Raw genomic sequence first — 10,896 nt, 5'->3', positions numbered from 1 at the left:
CGCGCTTAGCCCCCTATCCGGTCGAGAATGAATTGAAGCTGCTGGCGGGCGACATCGCTGAAAACGGTCATGCTGGTCAGGATCGCCCCGGCATAGAGAATGCCCAGCGTCACCGTGACGAACACCTGCCCGACCGTGCCCAGCACGCGGAACGGCCACGGGCGGCGGCCCGTTCCCGCACGGCGCGCGCCGATGTACTGGAAGTAGAGCAGCGTGGTGATCACGCCGACCAGCACGATCGCGCCTTCTACCACGTCGTCACTGATGATCGTGCTCGTTTCGTCCGCGAGCGGGATGATCGTGCCCGCGACCGCGCCGACCAGCGCGACCGCCGTGCCCACGCCGATCACCACCGCCAGCCCCAAATTGCCGACCGGGGCCAGACGCGGCGACGCTTTGAGCAGCAGCAGCGCGCCAAACACCAGCGGGATCGCGCCCGCCGCGCGCAGCGCCGTCACTTCCGCAAGCGTGTGGTCGCCCTGAGCGGCGAACACGGTATGGTCGAACCAGGGGACCAGCACCGTCTCGACGGCGACGACGGCGACATAGCCCGCCGCCACGCCAACCAGGACGTGCACCGCCAACCGGTAGAGGACGTTGTCACCGAGCAGGTAGCTGAAGACCAGCACGGTCAGCACGAGTGAAACCCACCCGGCAATGAGATCGAGGTCCGCAGGCGTCACTGGCGTCCCCTCCGAACGAGCGCACGGAACAAGTTAACGATCATGCCCAGCGCGATCAGCCCCGCAGCCACCGCCGCGCCCAGCGCGGTGCTGTTCCACTGCCCCGCGTCGAGATCGGGCAGGTCAAAGCCCAGGTCGTCGGGCGGCGTATAAGGCGTGCGCGTTTCGGCGTTCTGCGTCGTGTCATAGCTGCGCGTGTCGCGGTATCCGGCCAGATAGCCCTGATAGCCGTCCTCGTTGACGTAGCTGGCGGCCAGCGGCTCGATGGCGGCGGTCACCAGCTCGACCATCGGCACGCCCGCGCCGCCCATCTGCTCGGCCCACAGGCGCACGTCGTCGGACGACTCGCCCACGACCACGATCAGCGCCACGTCGCGCGTGATGTTCAGGTTGAGATCGATCGTCTCGCCGTCGATATCGGTTGTAAACGGCGAGGGCAGGGTCAGCGCGTGATCCTCGTCCGCGCCGCGCAGGGCGCGCACGCCGGACGCGTCGCCGGGGATAAAGCCGAGCAGGTAATAGTCCTGCCCCGGCTCAAGGATCGTTTCGTTTTTGCTGCGCGCGGCCAACAGCCGTTCGTCCGAGGTCAGCGGCGCGATCACGGCGCGCGCGTGCAGCGCTCCCGCGATGCTGGTTCCGGTCGTCAGCGGGATGGCGCGGTGCGCCAGAACGTCGCGCACGACCGCTTCGGCCAGCGGATCGAGTTCTCCGGCGGCGGTGGGGCCATATTCCATCGCCACCAGCACGTAATCGCCAGCGTCGAGGGCGTTTACCGCGTCCGCCACGGCCAGCCGGTCGCCGCTGAGCGCGGGCGGATCGGCGGCGAAGTGCAGCACGTCGGTGGCAAAGGGCGCAATCAGCGCGACCAACAGCAGCAGGGCGATCAGCACGCGGTCGAGCTTCAAGCGGCTGGACCGACGCGAACGCACGCGCGGCGCGGCCTGTTCGGCCTCGACTTCCTCGTCGCCACCGGGGAACATCTCCGGCTCGCGCAGGTCGTCGTCAATGACGTCGCCGTCCGCCGCCGCGTCGAGCATGTGGCGCAGGCGATCGGCGCGGGCCTGCTGCTCGCGCGTGATGGTCAGCCCCGTGACGGGCGCGACGCTGCGCGGAATCGCCACATCCAGCGGCGCGAGCGCCCCGGCGATCCCGGCCAGCGGCCCCGTTTCGGGGGCGGGCGTGGGCGGCTCGGACTGTTTCAAATCGCGCAGGGCCGTCTCGCGGAAGACCTGGAGCTGATCGGGCAAATCGATCACCGAGCGCTGTTCGACATCCACCGCGATGCCGCCCGCGCGCACCGTTACCGGCAGTTCGGTCGGGCGAAGCTCGGATACCCACTCCGGCTGGAAAGCGTCGGGAATGGCGGGTTCCGGCGGCGGCGGTTCGGTCGGCGGCGCGGCTTCCAGGCCAGACAGCGGACGGGCCGGGGCGGCAGACTCGGACTCGTGGCCCGGCGGCAGCGGGAACAGATCATCGACGGTGGGCAGCGAGGCGTCGTCCAGCAGCGCCTCGAAATTCGGCTCGACGCCTTCTTCCAGCGCATGCGGATCGGGCGTGCCGAAGATCTCCCAGACGTCGGTCGGCTCCTCGATTTGCAGCTCCGGCGGCAGCTCGTCCTGCGCAGCTTCCTCTACAGGCTCCGGTTCGGGCAGCGGGGCAGGCTCCGGCGGCGGCGTGTACAGGCTCAGCAGGCTGTCGATGTCCATCGAGTCGGCATCCTGCGGCGCTTCGGCCTTACGCGCGCCCTGATCCGGCTGCGCGGCAGGCCCGGCGTCCGCCTCGGGCACGACATCTTCGGACGAAATGCCGGAGAGCCAGTCGAGGCCGCCCTCGTCGCTGCCGGGCAGGGACGATACCGCGGGCTGCTCGCTCGTGGCGCGGGCGGGTTCTTCACCCTCCTCAAACGAGCGCAGCCAGTCGGGCGCGTCTTCGTCCAGGGGCGCGATCGACGCATCTTCCGCGCCGGGATCGAACCGCTCCACGAAGTCGCCCGACGGATCGATCGACGCAGGGCCGGGCGTCACGAATTCGGCCATCCACTCTTCGAGCACCTCATCGGTATCGGCGGTGGGCATTTCCTGGTCCAGCTCGAGATCGGGGAACGGGATGTCTTCGGGCGTGGCCATCCGGTCCGTGCCGAGGAAGGCCGATTCCGACTCTTCTTCGAGCGCATCCGGTTCTACCTCGACGCCAAACATCGCGGCGAAGCCGCCTTCGGGCGGTGCGTCCGGCTGTGATTCAGGCTCGCTGCCAAACAGCGCGTCGAAATCGACTTCCGCTGCGGGCGCTTCCGGTTCCAGTTCCGGCGTGGACCCGAACAGGGCAGCGAGATCCGCCTCGGATTCCAGCCCAAGTCCGGCGGGCGCCTCGGATTCCAGACCCAGACCGGCAGGGGCTTCAGGCTCCGCTTCCGGCTGCGATTCGAGTTCGCTGCCGAACAGCGCGCCGAAATCGATTTCCGCCGCTTGCGCCGCAGGCGCTTCGGGTTCCGGTTCGGCCTCCGGCTCAGGCTCGGAGCCAAACAGCGCGGCCCAATCGGTCTGCGGTTCCAGCTCGGCGGGCGCTTCGGGTTCGGCTTCCGGTTCGATGTCCAGCAAGACGTCCGGTTCGATCTCAGGTTCGATCGCGGGCGGCTCAACGGGCGGCAGCGGGGTCTCGCTGGCGGGCGGCTCGTGATCGGGCCGCGTCGAGAGGCGCTTCAGCGACGGCGCGGCGGGCGGTTCCGGCTCGGCAGGCGCGCCGAACATCGACCAATCCAAATCGCCGGTTTCGGGCGGGGTCAGACCCTTGAACCAGTCGGGCACTTCGCTGGGAACGGGCGGCGGCTCGGTGGGCGCGGCGGGCATTTCCGGCGCGGGCTTAGTGAGCGCTTCGCCCGAATAATCGATCTGCTGGAACCAATCGGGCGCTTCCTCGACGTCCTGCTCTTCGAGGCCCATGAACCAGCCCGGCACAAATTCCTGCTCGCCCCCGGCGGCGGGCGCTTCGGGCGGTGCGGGCTGCGCCGACTTGTCTCCCAGGCCGGAGAACCAGTCGGGCACTTCCTCCATCATGCGCTCTTCCGGCGACTTTTCGGCTTCGTGCTCGTCCTCGATTTGCTGCTGTTCCCAGGCGTCAAACGAGAGGTCCGGCGACGCAGGCGCTGCGGGGAGATCGGTATCGGAGGCCAGCACCCAGTCGGGCAGTTCCGCGCTGCCGGAAGGCTCCGGGACGGGCGCATCATCGGGCGGCGGTCCGGCGGGCGGCTGCACCCAGTCGGGGACTTCAGGTTCCACCGGCGGCTCGGCGCTGCCTTCCATCCACCCCGGCAGGGACGCATTTTCGCTCGCGGCGTCGTCCAACGGCTGGGCATCGCGCAGCCAGTCGGGCAGACCGCTCGCCGCAGGCGCAGCAGGCTCCTCGTCAGGCTCAGCGCGCAGCGCGTTCAGGTCACCCAAGTCGTCGTCCTCAGGCCAGGGCAGATCGGCGCCTCCGGCCAGGGCATCCGCAGCGGACGGCGGCGTCAGGTCGCCGGACTGGAATTCCGGCATGGCACTAAAGGCATCCACCTGAAGCCAGGAGGCGGAAATATCGGGTTCAGGGGGTTCAGGGCTGGCGGGCGGTTCCGGCGTGGGGGCCATCTCAGACAGCCAATCGGGCAGGCCGCCGGGCGGCGGCGCAGCAGGCTCCTCGGCGGGTTCCGAGGTCGAGCCGATGCCGGACAGCCAGTCGAGGTCCTCGTCAGACGCAGCGGGTGCGGTGGGCGCTGGCGGCGGCGATCCGCCCAAGCGCTCGTCCAGCGAGATCGCGTCGCTGCCCCATTCTTCCAGCAGATCGTCGAGATCCCCGGCGTCGTCCGGCTCAGACTCGGAAGACAGGCTGTCGTCCAACCAGGGCAGATCGGAAAGCGCGTCCCGCCGTAGATCGTCTTCGGCGCTACCTGGGGACTGGGTCCGGCCCGGCTCGCGCGCCCATTCCGACGCCGGAGGCAGCCCCTGACCGGCCTGCGAAGCATCATCCGGCGCGCTCTCGTCCGAGTCGTCTTTCATCCAATCCGGAAGAAGGCTGTCGTCGTCAAAAGGATTAAAGTCGTCCGGCATAAAGTCCTGCTCTCAAACGGGCCACGCCCGGTTAACTGCGGTAGGAGCGATCCTGGCCCATCAGGACCCGCACGCCGACCGTCAGCGTGCCGAGGGCGACGCCGATCAAAATCCCCCGCGCACCTGCGCCCGCCGGTACGCGCACGAGCCAGTCGTGCACGTCGGCCAGCGTCCCGGCGTCTTCCAACGGAATCCACGTCACCAGCACGGCGATCACGGCGAGACTGAACAGCACGCTCCAGATCGTCACGCGGCGGCGCATCAGACGATAGGCCGCGTACACCAGAAAGAACAGCAGCAGCGCGGCCAGCGCCGATTCCAGGCTGACCTGGACCGACTCGAACACGCGCACGCTCATCCGCTCGCCTTCCAGATCGCCCGACCAGAGGTCCAGACGATCCAGCACGCGCAGCGCGATCACGCCCGCCGCCGACAGCACGACCACGAGGCTGTACGGCCAGCCGTGCCGCCGCGCGCCCATGCGCCCCAGGTGCACCGCGAACAGATTGAGGACCCCGATCAGGACGGCAATCGCCCCGACGACCGCGACGATCTGCACCAGGAACGACGCGACGCTGGCTTCCGCCGAGTCCAGCGCACTGAGCAGCCCGACGAGCGTCACGAGCCCGGCGCTGATGACGGCGACCGTCGCCAGCAGGTTCACTAAGCAGTGGGGTTTCCTCACACCTGACCTCTTTTATTCGCTTTATCGCTGCGTTCAGCGACGCGTTTAACTCTGCGCCACTACAGCGCCGCCTGAATCGCGGCGACGATGATGGCGACAATCACGACCCAGCGCAGCGCGTCCTGCGCGACCACGCCGCCCACATCCACGGGTCGCCCGTCCATATAGGCCGCACCCGCGTACAATTCTTCCCCGATCAGCACCCGGTCGGCCTGGGCAAAGGCGACGGCCTGCCCTTCGACCAGATCGCTGTGCGCGATCAGGCGCTGGTCGTGGCGCACCGCGCTCGCGCCAAACAGCGCCAGCTCTGCGCCGAAGCGCCCCAGCAGGATCGAGGTGCTCACGTCCGCATCGGCGGCCAGGCTGCTCGCCCCCGCGGCGAACGCCAGCGAGCGCCGTCCCTGAGGGAACCATGCCGCCGCGCGCACGCGGTACGCCTGTTGGCGCTGGCGGTAGGTGTAGGCCCGGCGCAGCGTATCCTGCGCCAGCAGCAGCGTCACCGGATCGCTGAGCGTGATCAGCGGCGACCGCTCCCCGACGGCCAGCCGCGACGCCAGACGGTAAATCAGCTCGGCGGAGGCCAGCGCGCTGACGGTGCTGGTCTGGCCGAGCGCCGCGCTGCCCGTCGAAAAATGCACGCCCTGATCGCTTTCCACCGCATCGGCCATCAGGTCGGGCAGCAGGGTATAGGCCGCGATCGGGCGCAGCGCGAACGAGCGCCGCCGCGCGATCAACGCGCCAACCAGCGTCACCGCCACAGCAGCGGCGAGCAGTACCCAGGTGATTTCACTATTCGTCATCGTCATCTGGCCCGAACCCTACGGTGTCCCCTTCGGTCAGCAAGTGGCGGCGAACCTGTTCCAGTCCGCCCGGCTGCTCCAGCAGGCGCGCCAGCGCAGCGACATCATCACGCGGGACGAACAATCCCAGCGTCGGCTGGGCGACCCACAGCAGATGCGCCCCCAATGGGGCCAGCGGCGCGCCCGCGTCCAGGAGGGCGCTCACCACGCCGTCCAGACGTAAACGCCGCAACTCACCGGACCACCGCGCCCAACGGCGCGTCCAGCGTTCATCGTCGAGCGGCACATCTACCGGTTCCATGTTGGTCAGTATAGCACAGCGCATTTCTGGGCGGAAATCGTACAGATAGCCTATGCGACGTGCCGTGACCGACGCCCCATAATAGGCACGATGCTCTCTTACACTCAGCCTTGACACTGCCTGCCCATTGCGCTATCCTGAGAAGGTCAATCAAATGCCTTGAAAGCAGCGATCGGGACGAGTACTGGCTCGTTGCGGTCCCAGGGAGAGCGGGTCACAGACTGAAAACCCGCTTGACCGGCAGACCAGGAAAACCCCCCGAGAGTGCGCCGCTGAACGGCCCTTACAGGCTCAATAAGCTGCGACGGCTGGCCCCGTTACCGGCCTCATGAGGATATCGCTTCACAGCGTGGGGCGGCATCGAATTGGGTGGAACCGCGTGGACCTGACAGCCCTCGCCCCAAACATTTGGGGGAGGGCTTTTTTTATTGGAATAGAAAATTTGGGCCAAATTCGTTGTAAGATGTGTGTAGTCGTAGAGGTAGGACAGGATGTCAGAGGAATTTGCCGTGTTTGTCAAACGAGTGTGGATCGAAGAGGAATCCTATGCCGATTCCGATCCCGTTACTGACAGCGCCGATGTGTTGGTCGAGATGGACGACGGGCGGTTGTGGCAGGCGCATTTCGTCACCCCGTTGTATCTCCAGCGCGAGATGGAAGTGAGCCTGAGCGTTGCCCGTGACTATCACCGGGCGCTCGCGCCGACACCGTTTTTAACGATGGAAACGCCGCATATCATCGTCGAAGATCTGGACCAGGACACCATCGAGGACGTAGTCGATAACCTCGTGGTGCTGGGCATCTTCGAAAGTGCGTTTTCGATTTGCGCGGCGGATAGTGAGCTGCTGTTGCAGCAAGTGGAGGTCTGATGCACGAAACAGTCCCTGATACGGCAACCGGAGGCACTACCGGGCGGCCCGGGTAGGGACGATCTGCGCCGATCCCTGCCCGGATGCCGCGCATCTGAGGCAGCAGGGACCGGCGCAGATTGCCCCTGCTGGCCGCTTGCACACCCGTTTTTCATCGCTCCGGCGATGCCTTACACGCAAGCTGACAACAGGAGGAATCCGCTATGGCTTCCGCGATTCAGGCGCGGCCTGCCGAAGAGCAGGCGCGCCGCGAACAGATCGAAGCTGAATGGGCCAATGTTGGCTGGTGCGTTGGCGCAGTGCGCCCGCCCAGCTCCCACGATCCGGCGCGCGCACCACGCGCCGCCCTCCCGGTGGATCGAGACAACTGGCAGCCAACCAACCAACGGTGCTGCCCGTAAACGCCACCCGGACACTCACGGAGAAAAGGGGCGGCAGTCCCACGGGACTGCCCCCTTGTTTTTGAACGGCACTCATCGTCGATCCGGCTGCGAAGCAGCCAAGGAGTCACACGGTACGGATCATGGAACGCTACCAGGACAGCAAGCTCTACCGCATCCGGCATACGGCGTCGCACGTCATGGCGCAGGCCATGCTGGAAAAATTCCCCGAGGCGAAGATCGCCATCGGGCCGCCCATCGAGGACGGGTTCTACTACGATTTCGACCTGCCCCGTTCGCTGACCGAAGAGGACGTGGTTGAGGTCGAACAGCGCATGCGCGAGATCATCCGCGAAGGGCACGAACTCGTTTGCCGCGACGTCAGCGCCGACGAAGCGCGCGACCTGTTCAAGGATCAGCCCTACAAGCTGGAACTGATCGACGGACTGGAACACGGCGGCGAAGACGAATACGGCGAGAAGACCTTCGAGCCGATCAAGATCACGACCTACCGCCAGGATACCTTCGAGGACCTGTGCCGGGGGCCGCACGTCGCCAACACGAAGGAAATCAATCCCGACGCGCTGAGCATCACCTTCAAGGCTCCGGCGGGCGCGTACTGGCGCGGCGACGAGCATCGCCAGATGCTGACCCGCATCTACGGCACGGCCTGGGAAACCAAAGAACAGCTTCAGGAATACCTGGACCTGCTCGAAGAAGCCAAGAAGCGCGATCACCGTGTGCTGGGGCCCAAGCTGGGCCTGTTCGTGATCGAGCCGCTGGTGGGCAAGGGACTGCCGCTGTGGAAGCCGAAGGGCGCGACCGTGCGCGAGACGCTGGAGCGTTTCTTGCGGCAGGCGCAGTCCGATCGCGGCTACGAGCCGGTCGTGACGCCGCACATCGGGCGGCTGGAACTGTACCGCACCTCCGGGCACTATCCTTATTATAAGGACAGCCAGTTCACGCCCATCGAGGTCGAAGGCGAAGAGTACCTGCTCAAGCCGATGAACTGCCCGCACCACATCATGATCTATAAGAGCGAGATGCGCTCCTACCGCGACCTGCCGATCCGCTACGCCGAGTTCGGCACGGTGTACCGCTACGAGAAAAGCGGCGAGCTGACGGGCCTGACCCGCGTGCGCGGCTTCACGGTGGACGACTCGCACCTGTTCGTGACGCCGGAACAGCTTCAGGATGAGTTCATCGAGGTCGTCAAGCTGATTCAGTACGTGTTCGGCAGCCTGGGCCTGAACGACTTCCGCGCCCGCGTCGGCACGCGCGATCCTGAGTCGGACAAGTACGTGGGCAATGACGACGTCTGGGAGAAATCGACCCAGGCGATCATCCAGGCGTGCGAGACGCTCGGCCTGAACTACACGGTCGAAGCAGGCGAAGCGGCCTTCTATGGGCCCAAGCTCGACTTCATCTTCCGCGACGTGCTCAAGCGCGAATGGCAGCTCGGCACGGTGCAGGTGGACTACAACCTGCCGGAACGCTTCGACCTGGAATACGTCGGTGAGGACAACGAGCGCCACCGCCCGGTGATGATCCACCGCGCGCCGTTCGGCTCGCTGGAGCGCTTCGTCGCCATCCTGATCGAGCACTACAACGGCGCATTCCCGGCGTGGCTGGCCCCCGTGCAGGCCGTGATGATCCCCATCGCGGACCGGCACGTGCCCTACGCGCAGGAAGTCGCGGCGCGGCTGCGCGCCGAGGGTCTGCGCGTGGACGTGGACGACTCGCAGGGGCGCGTCGGCGCGAAGGTGCGCGAAGCCTCGCAGATGCGCATCCCGTGGATGCTGGTGGTCGGTGACCGCGACATCGAAAAGAGCGCAGTCAGCGTGCGCCTGCGCACGGGCGAAGACCTGGGCGCGATCCACGTGGCCGAGTTCATCAACCAGGCCAAGCTGATCGTGGACAGCAAGTCCATCGAACTGGCATAAGCCACCCAACCCGCACACGAGAAATCCCGTAGGGGCGTGCGATACGCCCCTACGCTGTTTTTCCAGTTCGCGTTACAAAACCGCCTGCTCTCCGTATAAGAGTGCTGGCGGCTTGTGTTTTTGTGCCGCGCGTGCGGACACCTTTCCCTCGGCAAAAGGATGCAATCCAATGGGCGAGTATATCGGAGAGCTGGCGGCTCTCGGAACCTCGGTGTGTTGGAGTTTTACGTCGATCCTGTTTTCCGTCTCCGGGCAGAAGGTTGGCTCGCCGGTCGTCAACCGGACGCGCCTGCTGCTGGCGGTGATCATGGTCAGCCTGCTGCACTGGGTGCTGGAAGGATCGCTGCTGCCCATCCATGCCGAAAGCTGGCGATGGGGCTGGATGGCGCTGTCGGGCCTAATAGGGTTCGTGCTGGGGGATGCGTGTCTGTTCCAGGCGTTCGTGATGATCGGGCCGCGCCTGTCGATGCTGCTGATGGCGCTCAGCCCGGTGATGGGCGCGTTCATGGGCTGGGTGCTGCTGGGTGAATCGCTGGCGGCGGGGCAGATCGCGGGGATCGCGCTGGCCATGGCCGGGGTCGCGTGGGTCGTGGCGGATCGTACCAACGCGCCCGCCGCCGCGCCGAGCACACCGCCGCGCCATTTCCTGCTGGGCGTGCTGCTTGGATTGGGCGGCGCGTTGGGTCAGGCCGGAGGATTGGTCGCGTCCAAAGAGGGGCTTCAAGGCGATTTTCCGGCGCTTTCGGGCAATTTGATGCGGCTGGTCGTCTCCACCCTGGCGATCTGGCTGATCGCAGCGGCGACCGGCAAAGTGCGCAGCAACTTCTCCACGCTGCGCGCGCAACCCGGCGCCATGCTGACCATTCTGGGCGGATCGATCGCGGGGCCGCTGCTGGGCGTGTGGCTGTCGCTGATCGCCGTGCAGAACGCGGAGGTCGGCATCGCCTCGACGCTGACCAGCCTCAGCCCGATCTTTCTGCTGCCGCTGACCTACGTGCTGTTCCGAGAGCGCATCACGTCGCGCGCCATCGTCGGGACGCTGCTGGCGGTCGTGGGGACAGCGATCATTTTCCTGAGCTGAGGCGGGGGAAAAGGGAAAAGCAAGGGCAAAAGCAGACCTCACCCCCGGCCCCTCTCCAATCAAGTTGGAGAGGGG

At 66.5% G+C, this 10,896-nt stretch carries 9 protein-coding genes; 4 read left to right on the top strand and 5 right to left on the bottom strand.

Features of this window, described 5'->3' with window-relative positions; all coding sequences use genetic code 11:
- Positions 1-5 precede the first annotated feature (5 nt).
- Genes V7116_RS10320 through V7116_RS10300 form a run of 5 tightly spaced genes read right to left on the bottom strand, consistent with a single transcriptional unit; the run spans position 6 to position 6,548 of the window.
- On the bottom strand, positions 6-683 hold the full coding sequence (locus tag V7116_RS10320; protein ID WP_324391838.1) for a hypothetical protein: 678 nt from the start codon (positions 681-683) through the stop codon (positions 6-8).
- Complete coding sequence (locus V7116_RS10315; protein ID WP_324391837.1) at positions 680-4,762, bottom strand: hypothetical protein; 4,083 nt, start codon at positions 4,760-4,762, stop codon at positions 680-682. Before V7116_RS10315 ends, V7116_RS10320 begins: the two co-directional genes overlap by 4 nt.
- 31 nt (positions 4,763-4,793) lie before the next feature.
- The gene (locus V7116_RS10310; RefSeq protein WP_324391836.1) at positions 4,794-5,447 is read right to left on the bottom strand and encodes a hypothetical protein; all 654 of its coding nucleotides are present in this window, start codon (positions 5,445-5,447) and stop codon (positions 4,794-4,796) included.
- Positions 5,448-5,506: 59 nt separating this feature from the next.
- Positions 5,507-6,247, bottom strand: coding sequence for a DUF6754 domain-containing protein (locus tag V7116_RS10305; RefSeq protein ID WP_324391835.1), 741 nt, complete (start codon positions 6,245-6,247; stop codon positions 5,507-5,509).
- The gene (locus V7116_RS10300) at positions 6,237-6,548 is read right to left on the bottom strand and encodes a hypothetical protein (protein WP_324391834.1); all 312 of its coding nucleotides are present in this window, start codon (positions 6,546-6,548) and stop codon (positions 6,237-6,239) included. The genes V7116_RS10305 and V7116_RS10300 overlap by 11 nt, the downstream gene beginning before the upstream one ends.
- Positions 6,549-7,057: 509 nt before the next feature.
- On the opposite strand from V7116_RS10300, the gene V7116_RS10295 reads away from it, so the two are divergent.
- The 4 genes from V7116_RS10295 (at position 7,058) to V7116_RS10280 (ending at position 10,821) form a co-directional block, all read left to right on the top strand.
- The gene (locus V7116_RS10295) at positions 7,058-7,417 is read left to right on the top strand and encodes a hypothetical protein (protein ID WP_324391833.1); all 360 of its coding nucleotides are present in this window, start codon (positions 7,058-7,060) and stop codon (positions 7,415-7,417) included.
- Positions 7,418-7,620: 203 nt separating this feature from the next.
- Complete coding sequence (locus tag V7116_RS10290; RefSeq protein ID WP_324391832.1) at positions 7,621-7,818, top strand: hypothetical protein; 198 nt, start codon at positions 7,621-7,623, stop codon at positions 7,816-7,818.
- A gap of 122 nt (positions 7,819-7,940) precedes the next feature.
- Positions 7,941-9,740 carry a threonine--tRNA ligase gene (gene thrS, locus V7116_RS10285; protein WP_324391831.1) on the top strand — a complete coding sequence of 600 codons (1,800 nt, stop codon included), beginning with the start codon at positions 7,941-7,943 and terminating at the stop codon, positions 9,738-9,740.
- Between the two features lie 169 nt (positions 9,741-9,909).
- Entirely contained in the window at positions 9,910-10,821 is a 912-nt protein-coding gene (locus V7116_RS10280) for a DMT family transporter (protein ID WP_324391830.1), read from the top strand.
- Positions 10,822-10,896: the final 75 nt, after the last annotated feature.

Origin of the sequence: Aggregatilinea sp., from assembly GCF_036822615.1 — a bacterium.
Lineage (GTDB): Bacteria > Chloroflexota > Anaerolineae > Aggregatilineales > Aggregatilineaceae > Aggregatilinea.
Note: the sequence above shows the minus strand (reverse complement) of the source record. Positions and strands in the feature narration are given on the sequence as shown.